Source organism: Paenibacillus apiarius, from assembly GCF_017052585.1.
In the GTDB taxonomy this organism is placed as follows: domain Bacteria; phylum Bacillota; class Bacilli; order Paenibacillales; family Paenibacillaceae; genus Paenibacillus_B; species Paenibacillus_B apiarius.
In genome coordinates, this window is the sequence record NZ_JAFFHZ010000001.1 from 222,914 (window position 1) to 239,308 (window position 16,395).

The 16,395-nt window shown below is 47.8% G+C and carries 17 protein-coding genes; 5 read left to right on the plus strand and 12 right to left on the minus strand.

All coding sequences use genetic code 11. The features are described from left to right. Positions 1–7: 7 nt before the first annotated feature. From JSQ80_RS01035 to JSQ80_RS01065, 7 genes are all read right to left on the minus strand, one after another. Positions 8–1,261, minus strand: coding sequence for a sensor histidine kinase (locus JSQ80_RS01035; protein ID WP_087433637.1), 1,254 nt, complete (start codon positions 1,259–1,261; stop codon positions 8–10). A 49-nt stretch (positions 1,262–1,310) separates the two neighbouring features. Continuing rightward, a complete protein-coding gene (locus JSQ80_RS01040; RefSeq protein ID WP_206094010.1) occupies positions 1,311–2,957 on the minus strand; it encodes a hydroxysqualene dehydroxylase in 1,647 nt (548 codons plus the stop codon). 271 nt (positions 2,958–3,228) lie between these two features. Then, positions 3,229–3,963: an ABC transporter permease gene (locus tag JSQ80_RS01045; RefSeq protein WP_206094011.1), complete on the minus strand. Its 735-nt coding sequence runs from the start codon at positions 3,961–3,963 to the stop codon at positions 3,229–3,231. After that, positions 3,960–4,721 carry a fluoroquinolone export ABC transporter permease subunit gene (locus JSQ80_RS01050; protein WP_206094012.1) on the minus strand — a complete coding sequence of 254 codons (762 nt, stop codon included), beginning with the start codon at positions 4,719–4,721 and terminating at the stop codon, positions 3,960–3,962. Before JSQ80_RS01050 ends, JSQ80_RS01045 begins: the two co-directional genes overlap by 4 nt. Further along, entirely contained in the window at positions 4,718–5,572 is an 855-nt protein-coding gene (locus JSQ80_RS01055) for an ABC transporter ATP-binding protein (RefSeq protein ID WP_206094013.1), read from the minus strand. Before JSQ80_RS01055 ends, JSQ80_RS01050 begins: the two co-directional genes overlap by 4 nt. Further along, complete coding sequence (locus JSQ80_RS01060) at positions 5,569–6,195, minus strand: TetR/AcrR family transcriptional regulator (protein ID WP_240463441.1); 627 nt, start codon at positions 6,193–6,195, stop codon at positions 5,569–5,571. The genes JSQ80_RS01055 and JSQ80_RS01060 overlap by 4 nt, the downstream gene beginning before the upstream one ends. A gap of 229 nt (positions 6,196–6,424) precedes the next feature. After that, positions 6,425–7,219, minus strand: coding sequence for a lipid II flippase Amj family protein (locus tag JSQ80_RS01065; RefSeq protein WP_087433631.1), 795 nt, complete (start codon positions 7,217–7,219; stop codon positions 6,425–6,427). A 164-nt stretch (positions 7,220–7,383) separates the two neighbouring features. Between JSQ80_RS01065 and JSQ80_RS01070 the strand changes: the two genes are divergently transcribed. Next, positions 7,384–7,881, plus strand: a complete 498-nt coding sequence (locus JSQ80_RS01070) for a copper amine oxidase N-terminal domain-containing protein (protein WP_206094014.1) — start codon at positions 7,384–7,386, stop codon at positions 7,879–7,881. A 357-nt stretch (positions 7,882–8,238) separates the two neighbouring features. Here JSQ80_RS01070 and JSQ80_RS01075 read toward each other — a convergent pair whose 3' ends face one another. Further along, complete coding sequence (locus tag JSQ80_RS01075; RefSeq protein WP_206094015.1) at positions 8,239–9,066, minus strand: hypothetical protein; 828 nt, start codon at positions 9,064–9,066, stop codon at positions 8,239–8,241. A 361-nt stretch (positions 9,067–9,427) separates the two neighbouring features. Between JSQ80_RS01075 and JSQ80_RS01080 the strand changes: the two genes are divergently transcribed. Then, a complete protein-coding gene (locus tag JSQ80_RS01080) occupies positions 9,428–9,805 on the plus strand; it encodes a FlxA-like family protein (protein ID WP_206094016.1) in 378 nt (125 codons plus the stop codon). Positions 9,806–9,873: 68 nt separating this feature from the next. On the opposite strand, the gene JSQ80_RS01085 is transcribed toward JSQ80_RS01080, so the two are convergent. The 4 genes from JSQ80_RS01085 to JSQ80_RS01100 form a co-directional block, all read right to left on the minus strand. Continuing rightward, positions 9,874–10,452: a GNAT family N-acetyltransferase gene (locus JSQ80_RS01085; protein ID WP_240463444.1), complete on the minus strand. Its 579-nt coding sequence runs from the start codon at positions 10,450–10,452 to the stop codon at positions 9,874–9,876. 115 nt (positions 10,453–10,567) lie between these two features. After that, positions 10,568–11,011, minus strand: a complete 444-nt coding sequence (locus tag JSQ80_RS01090; protein ID WP_087433627.1) for a flavodoxin — start codon at positions 11,009–11,011, stop codon at positions 10,568–10,570. A 256-nt stretch (positions 11,012–11,267) separates the two neighbouring features. Further along, positions 11,268–12,080 carry a GNAT family N-acetyltransferase gene (locus JSQ80_RS01095; RefSeq protein ID WP_206094017.1) on the minus strand — a complete coding sequence of 271 codons (813 nt, stop codon included), beginning with the start codon at positions 12,078–12,080 and terminating at the stop codon, positions 11,268–11,270. 45 nt (positions 12,081–12,125) lie between these two features. Continuing rightward, positions 12,126–12,416 (minus strand): NUDIX hydrolase, encoded by a 291-nt coding sequence (locus JSQ80_RS01100; protein WP_206094018.1) that lies wholly within the window; start codon positions 12,414–12,416, stop codon positions 12,126–12,128. A gap of 262 nt (positions 12,417–12,678) precedes the next feature. Here JSQ80_RS01100 and JSQ80_RS01105 point away from each other — a divergent pair, with 262 nt between their 5' ends. The 3 genes from JSQ80_RS01105 (at position 12,679) to JSQ80_RS01115 (ending at position 16,395) form a co-directional block, all read left to right on the plus strand. Then, on the plus strand, positions 12,679–14,394 hold the full coding sequence (locus JSQ80_RS01105; protein ID WP_206094019.1) for a peptide ABC transporter substrate-binding protein: 1,716 nt from the start codon (positions 12,679–12,681) through the stop codon (positions 14,392–14,394). Between the two features lie 115 nt (positions 14,395–14,509). Further along, positions 14,510–15,448 (plus strand): ABC transporter permease subunit, encoded by a 939-nt coding sequence (locus JSQ80_RS01110; protein ID WP_206094020.1) that lies wholly within the window; start codon positions 14,510–14,512, stop codon positions 15,446–15,448. Next, positions 15,445–16,395: an ABC transporter permease gene (locus tag JSQ80_RS01115; RefSeq protein ID WP_087433622.1), complete on the plus strand. Its 951-nt coding sequence runs from the start codon at positions 15,445–15,447 to the stop codon at positions 16,393–16,395. Before JSQ80_RS01110 ends, JSQ80_RS01115 begins: the two co-directional genes overlap by 4 nt.

Consider the following 16,395-nt stretch of genomic DNA (forward strand, 5'->3'; position numbering starts at 1 on the left):
TATCGTATTACACGATGATCTGTTTGAACTTCAACACGCAGGTCGTTCCTTCATCCTGACGGCTGTAATACGCGATAGTCCCGTTCATCGCCTTCACGAGACTGATGACGACCATCAAGCCAAGTCCGGTCCCTTTCTCCTTCGTCGTATAAAAAGGCATACCGATGCGCTTAATCTGATAATCGCTCATTCCGACTCCGGTATCCTTAATGTGGATATGAACGCCTTCATTGTCCGACCAGGTCGTCACTGTCAGCACGCCGCCGTCCGGCATCGATTCCACCGCATTTTTCATGATGTTGAGCAAGCATTGTTGGAATTTCTTCGCTTCGCCCATCACATGAATCGGCTGCTTCGATAAATGCTTGATGACCACTTCAATCTTGGATATGACGCAAAGCGGCGACATCATCGGAATAATGCCGTCGATCTCTTCTTGGACATGAATCGGACGTGCCAACTCCACTGCCGGCTTCGCGTAATTCAAGTAATCGGTAATGATGGAGTTCGCCTGTTCGATGCCTGACACGGCATAACTCCGATACGTTTCCAGTTGCGCCGGAGTCAGGTTATCCCGGTTCATCAGCTGCAGAAAGCCTTGTGCTGTCGTCAGCGGATTGCGAATCTCATGAGAAATGGATGCCGCCAATTGGCCGATGACTTGATACTTCTCCGCAAGGAAGAGCTCTTCCCGCATTTTCTCTTGATTTTTGACATGATTATAAATATAACTCACGTACATGGAAGACAAGTAGGAACCGATAACGGCAACTCCAACCTCGGTACCGCTTACTGTATCCCAATTGTCGAATACGGATAAAAATCCGAGCAAATATACCGTGATGAGCGTCATCGAAATGAGGCAAATTTGCCAATACGTGCTGCGCAGCACCTGCTTGTAATGAAAGATAAGTCCCAAAATGAGCAGCAGCGTAGAGCCGATAACCGTCGGCAAAAAATCATCCATCATGACGATGGTGCAAACATTAAACGCGGCCCAAGTAAAAATTCCCGGCAAAAAGCCTTCGAATAACGCCGCTAATGCCAGCGACACCGGTGTAAGATGAATACCGTATACGAGCGGATCGATATCTTCATATTGCGTGTAAAAAAACGTAAGCACAAACAAAATGAGAATAAATAAAATTTTGCGGCGATAATTGGCGAACATGAATTGAGGGGTAATGATAAGGAACATGAGACATGCGCTCATAATGTAGAGCAATCCCTTGAATTCATACGCTATGATGGACTGAATCAACGTTGACCGTTCCTTTCCTGGTAAGATACGGCACGCGGAAATGAAGGCGTCAACCGATTATTTTCCCGTTCCATGGCAGTCCTTTCTGGAAGCGGGAACGATCATTGGAACGCCAAGCCGATAACAATGGATAATCGTACATGTCCCATATTTTGCAAGGAGACACATCCATATCGGACAGTTCGATAATGCAATTGACCGCCCGTCTTGCCGCCTCATTCGCCCCTTCCATCGTTGCCAAGTCCGTGTTCGTCCGCACATAATCCGAAGCGAGGAACAAGTTAGGTATCGCCGTATACGCATTAGGCCGCAGGTTCCATGTATTCACGTGATTCACGAGCAATGGCTCCATATTAATCGCTTCATGCGGATTGGGAAATTGAATATCTTCATCCAAATACCACGTCACCACCATATCGTCAGCCAACACCGTCTTCCCTTGGTTCAGACTCCGCTTCAACTGTTCCCACACTTCGTTCCGAATTTCTTCTCTGGAGCATTCCATGGCCGGCTTCCCATATAGGATGCCGGGAGTTCTCCAGTCTGACACATCGATGGAGATGATTCCCTTCACCTCGCCATTCCCGTATTGGCTCAAATCAAAGTGCGGCCAAAATTGCGCCTGCGACACCGATGTCAGCGCCCATGGGCTATCCATATAAATGACATGGCCATGGATAATCGGCACATCTTCCCGCAAATAAAACTGGATGCCATTCATCCATTCTACGTTCTCTGCCAGCTCCGTCAACCCGCATAGCAGAGGATCCGCCTCGACCAAATCTTCATTCAACAAGCCCGCCATGACTTCGACCGGAAGCGCGGCGATATAATAATCTCCCGTCACCATCCTGGTGCGGCCGTTCTCTGTAACGGTCACTCCCTGAATGCGCCCTTGCCGGCAATGTATGTATTCGACCTTCGCCCCGAGGCGGTAATCGACTCCTCCCGAACGCAGATGGTCAAGCCACGGATTGAGCCAGACATCGTTGGTCGGACCGTTCAATAAACGGTCTGCGCTTCCCCCCGGAAGCACCATATCGAGCATGATGGTCGCCCCGACCGTTCCGACCGTGCAGGCGTTCGCCTCCTGCGCTCTGGCGGCTACGAGAATACGTGTCAAGCCCGTAAATATTTTGCGGAATTGCGCCGACTGCTTCTCCGCTTGCAGAAAATCCCACCAAGCGGTGCGTTGGTAATCCAATAGACGCCTCTCATCGCAACTCGTCAGCACTTGCCATAAGCAGGACACGTATTGTTCAATATCTTGCTCGCCAAGTTCCAGATTGTTGTCGAACAGGGATTTGAGCAACGTCCTCCAGCCGCTGATCGATTGTGGAAATTCAGTCAGGAAGGGCTGCATCGGCCGATCGAAAAATGCCAGTCCCAGATTCGTCCCTTCAATGAGGTTGTGGTGCACGCTATGTCTATGACCTTTATACGGTATGCGTTTCATCGTATCGGTTATATGTTTGTAAAATTTCGGGAAGAAGCGAAAGCCATGCTCTCCCGGCAAATCGTGGCGTCCATCCTTTCCCGAATTCGGAACAGGCATGCTGCGCGCTTTACCTCCTGGAATCTGTCTCCACTCATATACGGAAACCTGAAACCCCCGTTCCATTAACTCATGGGCAGCGCTCATGCCAGCGATTCCGCCGCCAAGCACTACCACTTTTGGCTGAACTGTCCCTGTCATAAAGGTTGGTGCACTCCTATTCCACGAGATACTTGGAAAAAATCAACTATTTTCATATTACTATACAACTATCAAATTACAACAGATTTCAACATATTTTTGCAGGAAAACTCTGCTCATGACGGCATAAAAAGGCCGCTCGTTTCTCGACAGAAAACGGAGCGGCAGTACGATGACAGTGACGTGGCGGTCGACAGTGACGGCACGGGCCGTCATTCCGTTGATTCGGGAGAGAAGAGAAAGTACCATCTTCCGAGATCATAACAACGCTTTAAGCTATCGTGCTTGCATACTTCCGGTACAGAACCGTAATAAATATAAGGTGAACCCCCAGTCCGATGCCGCCGACGAGTAGAAGCTCCGGCTCATTCCATTGCGCGATCCGGTTATGGACAAATAGTTCAATAACCCAAAAGGTCGGTGTCACTGCCGCGCCCCAGCGCCATGGCTCCGGCAGCAGGCAGGCGAGCACCGGAATGAAGATCAACAGTCCGCCCAGCTTGGACCATGCCAGCCCTTCCACTTTGTTGGAGGCGAACGAGGTCAACAAAAGGGCCATCATCGGACCTTCCAACAGCAGCATTGCAAAGGCAAACCCATATTGGCCGGCGCTCCAAGCCGAGAAATCCGCCATGACAAACGCCAGTAAAATATAGATGCCGGATAATAGCGTCGGCAGAGTCAGCCGATGAATGAAATACCCTTTTTGCGAGAGCGGGGTAATCGCATAGTAGGCAATTAACTGCTCATCTCTTTCGTCGAGCATGAGCAGACCTGCCATCACGCCGATAACGAGAGGAATGAGCAAGACGGATGTGCCGAACATTACTCCGTAATGGACGGTTAGATCAAATCGCGCCTGTGCGGCGAACTGCGCCGAGACGAGCGGCACCCCGTATTTCAACGCCAGCACCAGCAATAAGGGGGCAACCGCAATAAAAATAAGCATCGGGTCGCGTTTGACCTGCTTCATATCACTAAGCAGCAGCTGTGCAGCACGATTCATGCGTGCGTCCCCCTTTTTGGATGACCGAATAAAAAAGATTGCATGGAACTATGCGCCCAATAGAATGCAATGCCAATCCAGATGAGTAAGCAAGCTATCGCGTAACTCGTGTCTGCGCCTGATATGGGCTTGAAAACCGATGTCAGCAGCAGCAGCGATCCGGTAGCGGGAAAGAGCAGAAAGAGCTTGCTTGAATAGACCTGCATTGTTTCTAGCACAGGCAGCACGAGAATAGTAGAATACAAGACAGATGAGAAGAAAAACCCGTTAACCGTATGGCAGCGAACGGCAACCCCCAATCCGACCAAAGTAAAAAAGACGGCAGTGAGCGCAACGCCAGCAATAAACACGCCGATGCGCTGGTGGATGCCGAAGGTGCTCATATGGATGAATAAGCTGCTTATAAGCGACAGACATGTCAGCGAGAGCGTCTTCGACCAGATATAGGATGCCGGCGAATAAGGTGTAACGAACAGGTTGTCATGAATATGCTGTCCTTTTTCAAGCAAGATGAGTCCGCCGATGAAGAAGAACCCGAGCATGCTCGGATCAGAAAACGTCAGCAGCACATTCAAATCGGCTTGATAGGTATCAGGCAGCATCCGCAGAAGAATGATGTAAGCGATACTGATTAGCAAATAGGCGCTATAAAAGTGATGACGGAACTGGAGCTTCATATCTTGTCTCCATGAGCCGAAGAAACGGCGCACACTCGAATAAGGCAGCCGAGAGCGCAGAGCAATAGCTTTATTATTCATGTCAACGTTCTCCCTGTCACTTGGATAAACAGCTGATCCAACGAAGCCTCTTGCGTGTGTATCGTCTCAACCGAACCGCTCCGGAGCAGCCGGAGGAACGATTCGTTGGCGCCGATTCCCTCTAATTGATAGTCGGCCCGTCTCAGTGCTGCGCCTTCTCTGTACTCGACGCATACCGCTTTTTTCCCCGCCCGGACTTTGAGCGTGCGCGGCGCATCAATCAAGCGGATTTCCCCGTCTACGATAAAAGCGACTCTATCGCAAATTGCCTCGGCGACATTCATGTTATGAGTCGTAATGATGATCGTTTTCCCTAACGATTTCAGCTGCAAAATGATATCTTTCACGGTCTTCGCATTTACGGGATCAAGCCCGGAGGTCGGTTCGTCCAGAAACAGTATCTCCGGCCGATGCATCAGCGCCCGGCATAGATTGAGGCGCATCTTCATTCCTTTGGAGAAATCGGACACTTTCGTATGGCCGTACTCCTCAAGCGACAATTGAGCGAGCAGCTGCTTCGGTTCCTCAGTCTTCACATCGTACAGTGAACGGAAAAGATCCAAATTTTCCAACGCCGTAAATCGGCTGTAAAAGTTCGGAAATTCGAACGCCACACCGATAGCATTATAATAATCGCGACCCTGATCTTTCAGTTCCTTCCCCATGATGCGCACGCTGCCCTCGTAGTGCTTCAGCATGCCGATAAGGATTTTCTGCGTCGTGCTCTTTCCCGCTCCGGACGGCCCGAGAAATCCGAAAATTTCGCCTTGCGGAATGTGAAAATCAAGCCCTTTCAGCGTGTAATGCCGATGTCCGGGATATTTGAATCGCAGCTGCTTCACTTCCATCATGCCTGTTCCACCTCGTTCGGTTCGATAATTAACCCATCCGCGATCAGATCAACAAATAACCTCATCGTATCGCCGTATCGCTCCTCGCCGATAAGGTGCTTCTGCAAAGCCAGCAGAATGAGCGAACGGATCAGGCTGACGATGGTCTCCGGCTGCTGAGGCTTCATCCACCCTTGCTGCTGTCCGAGCGCGATAACCGGCAGCAGATCATCCGCATCTCTGGCAAAGTGACGCTCCAACTTGTCAGGCGGAAGCTTGCGGAATAAGGCTTCCATCATTTCTTCATCGTATAGCTGCCGCAAAAACGGATTGTTCTCCATCGTGGCAAGCGCTTCGTGCAAAAAGCGCTTGAAGGTCTCCCGGCTCACGGGAGACCCGCTTTGAAAATAGGCGCCGGTAAGCCGCTCCCGAATGGTCTCCTCCTCCTGCTCAAGCAGCTCGAAATACAGCTCTTCCTTGGACGGATAGAACAAATAAAACGTCCCTTGGGCAATGCCCACCGCTTTGGTTAAATCGGCGACGCTCGTCTTCTTCAGCCCGTACAAAGCAAACAACTGCTTTCCTTTCCGTTGCAGCTCCCGCCGAATGTTTTCTTTCTCCTGTTCACTAAATCGCGGCATCATGCACACCCCTTATGATTTTATGAATAATTTTATTTTATATTCATAATTAAAGTGCATTGCATTCATTTTGTCAATGATAACCAACAAAAAACCGCCGCTCCCTTTGCTAAGAAGTGCCGGTTTTTGCAGGAAATATAGACGAAATCATTCTTGTTTATGATAATATTGAAATTAATACCATGTTCATTTAGGTTGATTTGGGTTAATGTGTAAATATCATCATTTTCTATTAAAGGTATTGCACAATCCATGAAATCCATAGCGCAGCCGGATAGAAAAACAGCTGGGCCAACACGGTTCCTAACGCACGCGACATGATGAGCAGCGCGAATATTTTGCCCAATCGCTGCCGCGCAGCAGTATCTGCAATTGCCCGGTCCGTTAGCATAGCCATTTGCGGGTCGACGAATATGGTCAATAGAACGGTCGCCACTCCGTTGATGAAGCCTGATGATTGAGACGCGGCAGTGCTGAATTCAGCAGTAAGGACAGAAGCGTACAGGGCAGACATCACTCCGATCGTATAAATCCCTGTCACGCAGCTATTCAGAAGAAGCAGACGTTTCGGTATACCCATAATCCGCAAGGATGCGAGCATCTTCCACGTAGGCTTGCGGATATGATGCTTGACATGCTTCAACTGATCAAGCGATACCGAAGTAATCATTTTGGGAATCGATCCCGACACTTCTAAGTGGCGTATTACGCGGGTAGCCAACAGCACGGCGGTAGGAAACAATAGTAATGCAAGCAGCGTTCCAATCGTCGAGGAACCGATAATGATGCGAATATTGGATTCCAGGTCGAATTCCGGGCGTTCCCTTGCATAGTCGATCACTTTGCCCGTCATAGGCGCTTGTATCAGATTGGAGGTGCGGGAGACAAGCACGATAATACCGGTCAGAGACAGTGAGACCGCTAACCGGCCGACTCGAACTCCGGCATAGCGGACGGCATACGACAAGGTTTCAAACATGTGAATACATAGCGTAAACAGAGCGATGACGATTATTTTATCTGTCAAGCGTAATCCTCCCCGTATCGCGAAAGATTTCCATGATATGTCATTGACGAAATTAAACTTATTGTCTCACGACTTTTTATTGCTTGTCCAGAAAAAAGATTTTCTTCATTGCAACTTTTTTACTCGCCAAACGTTATAACTGGTAAAGGAGGTTTCCGGTTTCTATGCATTTTTCATTCCGCAAATATAGTATACATGTGTTGCTCGGGTGTCTGTTATTGTCATTAAGCATGCCGCTTGCTGCAGCTGCGGCCGACACCGCAGAGCAACCTAATCAGTCCGTAGAAGCTGCTCAGCCCTTAGTGCAAATATTGAACAAAGATGGCGAACCAATTGCGGCGGATAGTCTCATCCTCCACGATATGACTTATTTGCCAATTAAAGATATCAGTCCCAACCTGGATCTGAAGGTGCGTTGGGAAGCAAGCAGCCGTACGGTGTACATCGAGGGAGATGTAGCCGATATTACATGGAACTCATTGACGAACAAGATGAAGGTGAACAGCAAAGATACGATACTTACAACCATGCCGGAAATTGTAAACAGCAAAACATACATTCCTCTTCAATTGTTGCGGGAAGTGTTCCAAGTCGACTACGATTGGGACGAAAAGACGAAGACGGTAACGTTACTCTATGAACCTGACAATGCGAATCTATAGTCCAATAACCGAGCAATGCTGGTCCTTCAACCAAGTACTGCTCTTTTTTTTGATGTTATAGCTTGTTTTAATTTTGCAACGCACTATGAATTTGATTCATAAAAAATAACCCACTAGATTAAAAGTGGGCTAGGGTATTAACTCACATTTAAGATTTAAGCAAAATAATAGAAAATAGTGAATAGATTAGGATGGAAAATGTGAGAGAACAAATGATTTTATAAACGGTTATGTTTTGATTATTCTTTAGTTTTTCCAAGAGAGATATAAAGGTTAGACAGAAAATAAAGGAAACTACAAAAGACATGCTGTGCAGAGTACCTAACATATTATCGTCTCCATATCATCTAGTGGGAACTACTCATCTTGTTGTTTCCAATACCAAAGTGCACCTTTGTCTGGACTTTCGTCATATGCATCACTTGGACTAATAGTTATTTCTGGTTTTGAGCCTTTGGAAAAAGAAAGACTTCCGCTAACGTTTTTCTCCTTATGAAAATACTTCGCGGAAGCCGAAGATGTTTCGCTCTTTCCTGAACCATCATGAGATTTGGTGACAATTACATAGCTCCCACCGGAGTGTTTGTTAGCAAAATAATTATTTTTTCCGTTACTAACTATGTTTTGGAGTTGAAATTCCCAACCTATTCCTGCGCCAGGTGTATACTTGTCATAAGTATATCTAGTGATATCATATCGAGTACCAGTGCCTTTATCTGTTGCAGTGTAACTATAGAATGCAGATTCAGGATCAGCATTAAAGTCACTACTCCAAGCAATTCCCGTTTTATCCTTAAGAACAAACCGAGGCGCATAATCCCACATCCAATTGTGCACGATAGAAAACCTAGCAGTTCCTGGCACTGTCGTTCCTATCCTACTTACTATTAGATACTGAGTAAAATTACTTAATGCCATCAACTCGTTCTCAGATAAATTGATCTTGTTGCTATCATCTGACAGATAAGCAGTTGCCTTTTCCAATGTTAGAAAAGTGGCACGATCTCTATATAGTGCTTCCTTGAAACTACCTTGGAGAACATTAATTACCTCCTGGGGGTATCCCGATTCTAGCAAGTATGAGTCGATTTTTGAATCATCGAATTTGTAGGTATCGGCCCCAGCAGCAATTGGTAATGAAAGCAACAAAATAAGTATTAACGAAACAGTGATAAATTTCCTCAAAACAAATACCTCCTTGTATAAAATTGGTTATGTTTCCAATCACAATCTATCACAAGATTTGATTTATTTCAACATATTTTACAAATAATGCCCTAAAATTCTAAGGGAAGGTGAAAAAAAGGACTTGACAGCGTATTATTATTGACTGGAGATGCGATCTGTCTCTAATTCACTTTATATAGCATTCGTTTATGTCAAACAAAATAAGCTAAGCTGTTTCCAGCAAATATTCAAAAATTGCTTCATTTAACCGATAATGTTTTACATAGGAGTTGTTCCTAAGTCACATTCGACTTATCGTTAAGGGTCAGAATTCCCCGCATTCATAATTAATTATCTGTATAGAAAGGAAGGATTGGATGTGAATATATCAACAGTATCTTCCTTAGGCGCCATAGGCTCAACCAGCGGTCAAGGTCAAGCCAGCAGCATCGATGCGCAAATTGAAAAGCTAAACAAAAGAAAAGCGGTCATTGCGCAAAAAATAGTTGCCGTGGCAACAGGAGATGACGAGCAAAAATTGAAAGAAGAGAAAATTAAAGCGCTCAATTTGGAAATCAACGCGATTGATCTGCAAATCAGCCAGCTAATCCAAAAGAAAATGGAGCTGGAGAAAAACAAAAACGATCCCTCGAAAGCCAAGGGCGCTACAGATGAGATTGGCCCCTCAGCAAGCGACCTGATCCATCCTGACGATAAGCAGCAAGGAAATCATATTTTCATCGATATAAAGCTCTAGTGTCCCTAGAAGCCCAGCGATAATGAAAGCAGCGAGGCCGGTAACGAATACCGGCCTCGCTGCTGTTGTCACATCTCATTTACCAGCGGCTCATTAATGATAGAATACTGCTTAACGTCCTCATATCGTCCTTTATTGAACAAATGTTTGCGTAAAACCCCTTCAAATTGCAGGCCGCATTTCTCGAGCACTTTCGTGGAACCCGCATTGTCTAGATGACAGCGGGCCTCAATACGCACCAGCTTCATGGTATGGAACCCGTATCGTATCACTTCATTGACAACTTCGGTCATGTAGCCTTGATTCCAGTAATCTCTGGCCAAGACATATCCGATCTCCGCCCGCGCATGACTCGGCTTCCAATTCACAAAGCCGCATGTGCCAATCAGTCTGTCACTTTCCAGATCAACAATCCCCCAGGGGGCAATCTCTCCTCTGTCATACCGTTTAATGACGAATTCCAAGAAATGATGCGTGTCCGCCATCGTTCGATGCATCGGCCAAGTCGTAAAACGCGACACCTCATCGTCTGCGCAATACAGGAACATATCCTCTGCATCATGCAGCGACATTTTGCGAAGCAGCGTCCTTGCTGTCTTCAATATAGGCAATTGAAAGAAGAACGGTTCCGAATTCCTCACTTGCATCCACACCCTCTTTATCGGTTACAACCATCCCATTTCCTTAAAATATTTTGCCACACATAGGGCAGGTGTGTCCATTCTATCTCTCAACGCATGCATGCCGCAAAAGCAGCATTCGCTAGGCCCGGATCTTCTCCACGAATCGGGCTCCGAATTCGCTGCATAGCTTAATGTCATCCGAATTGGGGGATAATTCCACCTTCAGTCCCTCCAATACGACTTCACATCCGCGCTCCTCCAGCTTTTTGATTAAAATATCCACTGCCGCGCCGTACTCAGGATAACAGGAATCACAGGAACCGAATACGGCCGCTTTTTTCCCCGTCAAGTCGATGTTATCCATTTCTTCATAGAAATCGAGAAATTCATCCGGGAGCTCTCCGTCGCCCCATGTATATGCTCCAAGCAATATTCCATCGTGCTCGGTCAGATCGGTTCCATACGCATCCATGACTTCCTTCATCTGAAGCTCCTCGCCCGCTGCCCGCACATTGGCTGCAATCGTTTCCGCCATCTCCTCGGTATTGCCGGTCATGCTTGCATAGATCATTATCGTGCTCATCTATGTATCCCCGCCTTTCGGATAATTGCTGTGTCTCTTCATTAACGAAAATGATACTGATAATCATTATCACTAATGTTGACATGCCCATTATACATGTGCGCGATATCCATTTACAAGCAAAACTTTGCTGAGAAAATATAGGAATTGTTTTTCATAAAAAAAGACGAGTTAGCTTGTAAACAGCCTTCTCGTCAACTATTATTGAGCATCCCGCAGCCAGGAGACAATGTAACAAGTGCGGGGACCCCCATCCTTATACAGGCAACGTCCATGTTGCGCGCACATAACCCAATTTCATTCCGGCGCGTTCCATATTGCGATGACTTTGCGACAGATAGCTTGCTTGGCTGACAACCACTCGGCACCCGCTCAAGGCCGCCTCATGAATTCGCCTCCGCAGCAAAGCCGCATGCATCCCGATATTGCGATATGAAGGCAGTGTCGCTGCAAACGTAAGCGAAGCGATCCCGTTCTGACGGTACATGACGCCTGCCGCAGCAGCCTTGTCCTCCTGATATGCGATAAAAAACGACCACCCCGGCCGTTTCAGCAGCACCTCATTATTTCGTGCCACATAAGGAATGCCGTCATCTCCGAGCCCCGTTCCCCGGCAATGTATCGCCGCATAAGTCAGCATCTCTTCTTCGGGACAAGGAAGAACGCGGATCTCTTCCGCCGGCTCCGGATCGCATGCGGTTTGCCGTTCCGGGGCGCCATACAGTGTCGCATGGAACCCGGATTGATAACAGCCGCTCTCGCTTAATTTCTTGAATAGTAATGGATGCGCATGCTTGGGAACGATCTCGAATTGGCATGTCCGATTCCGCGCACGAAAGAATGTAATCATGTCATCCACGTATTGAATATCCTCCACGCGGAGCCCTTTCACCGTATTGAATTGCGGCCACGGCATCGTCTCGCTATAGTACAGCCTCGCATTCCCGAATCGAGCCAGATGGATTCCTTCCGGATTGCCCTCGATATGCCGAATCGCCTTCATCCGATCCGTCATATAATCGATTTCAGACTCCTCCAATGCGTCGGCTACCGCGTCGGTCAAATACACGGCTACCCCTCCAATGGAATATTACACACTATACATTCATAAGTATTAATTCGTATCACCTAAATAGCAAGGAGCCTGCACCCGCTGCCGCAAAATGGGGACCAGCTTATGAGGGTAGACGCGAATCTGTTCCAGTTCCTGAAGCCGAATCCATTCGACGCCGACCTGATTCTCATCGGGGCCGCTTCCCTCGAATGAAGCCTGAATTTGCTCAAGCTCGCATTGAAAATAAAATTCCACCTGATGAATAGACATGTCCCATTCGGCAAATTGATGGTTTTTGCCTTTGTTATCTCGAATAATAACAGCTTTTGCTGAATTGCGTATCGGTTTCATTGCTGTGATGCTCCTTCATAATGGAGTGCTATAATGGATAGAAGTGGTTATTCCCACCTTACTATGAACGTGGAGCAGACGCAACACGTTTGACCGTTTGTAAATTTTTTATAAAGTTTGAAAAAAGGTAAAGACGGATCTTGATTGTTATGGTAGTATATGGTACAAACCAAATGTCAATTTTCTCCTCAGGCCCCTACAGCTTAGTTCAGTAGTTGGCGGTTGGTGACCGATTATTCCAAGAGAGGGGAACAGTACAAGCATGAAACGTAAATCCATGATGCTCGTCTTGACATTGCTTCTTGTATTCACCACGTTTGTAAGCGCTTGCTCAAGCAACACAGGCAATTCTTCATCTCCGAATCCTGATACGACGAAGGATTCACCTTCCACTACGGATAGTGGCGATAAGAAGAACGAACCGTCCAAGGGATCGGACAAAGAACAAGTACTCCGCTTCAATCTTCACTCCGATCCGCCTTCGCTCGATCCGGGCCTGTCACAGGACACCGTATCCTCCTCTATATTGAACGCCATGTACGAAGGTTTGGTTCGTGTAGACGAGAATGCGAAGCCAGTCCCTGGAGTTGCCGAGAAGTGGGAGGAATCGCCCGATCATAAGAAATTCACCTTCAACCTGCGCAAAGATGCCAAATGGTCCAACGGCGACCCGGTTACTGCTCACGATTTCGTATTTGCTTGGGAAAGAGTGCTGAATCCGAAGACCGAACCGGCTCCTCCTTATGCCTACCAGCTCTACTACTTCAAAAATGCGGAAGCCTATAATAAAGAGAAAATCAACGACTTTTCTCAAGTTGGCGTCAAAGCGCTTGATGAGCACACCCTTGAAATCGAGCTTGAAGCTCCAACTTCCTACTTCTTGAGTTTACTTTCCTTTACAACCTACTATCCCGTGCATAAGTCTGCAAAGGACAATCCGAAATGGGCCGCGGAAGCGAACACGATGATCTCCAACGGTCCTTTCAAAATAAGTGAGTGGAAGCACCAAAACTTGCTTGAACTGGCCAAAAACGAACATTATTATGCCGCCGATACCATTAAATTCACCAAAATAAAAGCGACAATGGTTCAGGACTCCGCGTCTGAATTGAATATGTATGAAGCCGGAGACATTGATTTTGCCGGGCATCCGACGGGTGAGCTGCCGACGGATCAGATTCCGGTTCTGAAAGAAACGAAGCCGGATGAGCTGAATATTAAAGGAATTGCATCCAGCTACTATTACTTGTTCAACAACAAACAGGCGCCATTCAACAACGCGAATATCCGTAAAGCGCTCTCGATGGCAGTCGATCGCAAGCTCATCACCGATAAAGTTGCGCTCGGCGGCGAACAGCCTGCATTCGGCATCGTTCCGCCCGGCATTACCGGCAACGCCGATCAGTACCGCAACGAAGTGAAGGATGAATACTTCAAGGAGGACGTGAATGAAGCGAAAGCGCTGCTGGCCAAAGGGCTGTCCGAGCTTGGCTTGAAGGAAATGCCTGAATTCACGCTCGGCTACAATACGAACGATAAACATAAGAAGATCGCCCAGGCCGTTGCCGACATGTGGAGCAAAAACCTTAACGTAAAAGTGAAAATCGAGAACCAAGAGTGGGGCGTCTACTTGAAGAGCCGGACCAGCTTGAATTATCAGGTCGCCCGCGCCGGATGGACTACCGACTATAACGATCCGATGTCGTTCATTGATCTATATATGACAGGCAGCGGCAACAACGATATTGGCTATAGCAATCCAGAGTTCGATGATCTCGTCAAAAAGGCCAAGACATCCGTGGATCAAAAAGAGCGGATGGATCTGATGGCGAAAGCGGAGAAAATTCTCATCCAAGACGATCAGGCGATTCTACCGCTGTTCTACTATACAAGCGTCCACATGTTAAAGCCGGGGGTCAAGAATGTATTCGTTGATTATAGAGGCATGCTCGACTTCACCCGTGGTTATTTAGAGTAACTAGGCCGTAACATCACTTCATCCAGAGAGTAGCCGATCGGGATACATATGGCGCACAGCATATGTGTCCCGATTTTTTCATTGGACCTATGGAAAGAAGGAGGATTGATGAAATGTGATTCGGTATACATTGGTTAAGCTGTTCTACCTTGTCGTGTCGCTGTGGATTCTAGCTTCGGTAACATTTCTATTAATGAAAGCCATTCCGGGCGATCCATTCATGTCGGAAAGAGCGGTCCCGCCAGAAATCAAAGCCCGCCTCATGGCTCAGTACGGGTTGGACAAGCCGTTGCACGAACAATATTTCATTTACTTGAACAAGCTGGTGCATGGGGATCTGGGCATCTCCATGAAAATGCAAGATCGCGAAGTCGTGCAGATGATCCGGGATTCCTTTCCGTACTCGCTGCGGCTCGGCATCGTGGCCATCATCGTCTCCGTTGTCGTCGGCGTGTCATTGGGGATGCTGGCCGCGCTGCGCCACCGCAAGCTTCTGGATACTTTTTCCATGGTGCTTGCCGTCATTGGCGTGTCTGTTCCGAGCTTTGTGCTCGCCTCCTTTTTTCAATACCTGTTCGGAGTCAAACTCAAATGGTTCGCGGTTGTCGGGCTGAACGCTCCGTTAGACTACGTCTTGCCGACGATAGCGCTGTCCGCCCTGCCGATTGCCTTCATCGCCCGCTTGACGCGTTCCAATATGCTTGAAGTGCTGCATTCCGACTACATTAAGACAGCCAGGTCCAAAGGACTTACCGCTGGAGTCATCGTCCGCAGACACGTCCTGCGCAACGGCATATTGCCGGTCGTCACCTATATTGGGCCATTAACCGCCAACGTGGTGACGGGTTCATTTATTATCGAACAAATCTTCGGCATCGGTGGATTGGGCAAAGTATTCGTCATCAGCATCAGCAACCGGGACTATTCCCTCATTATGGGGATTACGATTTTCTACGGATTAATATTGATGAGTGCTCGTTTCCTCACCGACCTGGCGTACGGGTTCATTGATCCCCGAATCAAGCTTGGCAATGGAAAGGAGAAAGCGGCATGATTAGCTTTAATAAACGGAATCCCTTGCAGAATCTCCCGGTAACGGCTGACCATTTCAAAAAGGCATCGATTGACGAACATGCGGCGGAGGCGATCGAACGCGAGAGCATATCCGCATGGCGCGACGCTTGGCTTCGTTTGCGCAGCAACTGGATTGCAATGACAGGACTCGTCTGCTTGATTCTGCTTATAATAATGGCAATTATCGGACCCTTAATCACGCCTTACGATTATTACACGAATAACTTGGAGCTTACGAACCTGCCTCCGTCTGCCGAACATTGGTTCGGCACGGACGATCTCGGCCGCGACATGTTCGCCCGCACATGGATGGGCGCCCGCATTTCCCTCATCGTCGGCTTCTCGGCTGCAGCCATCAACCTCCTTATCGGAGTCATATACGGCGGTATTATGGGATATGCAGGCGGTCGCCTCGATACTGTCATGAATAAAGTATCGGAGATCATTTACTCCGTTCCTGACTTGCTAGTTGCGATTTTGCTTGTCGTCGTATTCGAACCGAGTATAACGACAATTATTTTGGCGCTCTGCGTCACGGGTTGGATCAATATGGCATGGATCGTGCGCGGACAGATGATGCAGCTGAAAAATCAAGAGTTCGTGCTCGCTTCCCGTTCTCTCGGCGCTGCAGGGTCGAGAATTCTATTCCGCCACCTCATCCCGAACTCGCTTGGACCGATCATCGTGACATTGACGTTGGCCATCCCCAGCGCCATCTTCAGCGAAGCCGTGTTGAGCTTCCTCGGTCTGGGCGTCCAGCTGCCAGCCGCTTCGTGGGGAACGATGATTAATGATTCGTTGAAGGCAATGGTCATCTATCCTTGGCGCATCGCCTTCCCGGCGCTGTTCATCAGCTTGACAATGCTATCATTCAATATGTTCGGCGACGGTCTGCGCGATGCGCTTGACCCGAAGATGAAGAAATAG

Excerpts from the sequence above, each read along its gene's own strand:
- JSQ80_RS01085 (WP_240463444.1), bottom strand. The coding sequence starts at position 10,452 with ATGCAAGTGAGGAATTCGGAACCGTTCTTCTTTCAATTGCCTATATTG.
- JSQ80_RS01070 (WP_206094014.1), top strand. The coding sequence starts at position 7,384 with ATGCATTTTTCATTCCGCAAATATAGTATACATGTGTTGCTCGGGTGT.
- JSQ80_RS01105 (WP_206094019.1), top strand. The coding sequence starts at position 12,679 with ATGAAACGTAAATCCATGATGCTCGTCTTGACATTGCTTCTTGTATTC.
- JSQ80_RS01090 (WP_087433627.1), bottom strand. The coding sequence starts at position 11,011 with ATGAGCACGATAATGATCTATGCAAGCATGACCGGCAATACCGAGGAG.
- JSQ80_RS01055 (WP_206094013.1), bottom strand. The coding sequence starts at position 5,572 with ATGATGGAAGTGAAGCAGCTGCGATTCAAATATCCCGGACATCGGCAT.
- JSQ80_RS01115 (WP_087433622.1), top strand. The coding sequence starts at position 15,445 with ATGATTAGCTTTAATAAACGGAATCCCTTGCAGAATCTCCCGGTAACG.
- JSQ80_RS01040 (WP_206094010.1), bottom strand. The coding sequence starts at position 2,957 with ATGACAGGGACAGTTCAGCCAAAAGTGGTAGTGCTTGGCGGCGGAATC.
- JSQ80_RS01050 (WP_206094012.1), bottom strand. The coding sequence starts at position 4,721 with ATGAATAATAAAGCTATTGCTCTGCGCTCTCGGCTGCCTTATTCGAGT.
- JSQ80_RS01060 (WP_240463441.1), bottom strand. The coding sequence starts at position 6,195 with ATGATGCCGCGATTTAGTGAACAGGAGAAAGAAAACATTCGGCGGGAG.
- JSQ80_RS01045 (WP_206094011.1), bottom strand. The coding sequence starts at position 3,963 with ATGAATCGTGCTGCACAGCTGCTGCTTAGTGATATGAAGCAGGTCAAA.
- JSQ80_RS01100 (WP_206094018.1), bottom strand. The coding sequence starts at position 12,416 with ATGAAACCGATACGCAATTCAGCAAAAGCTGTTATTATTCGAGATAAC.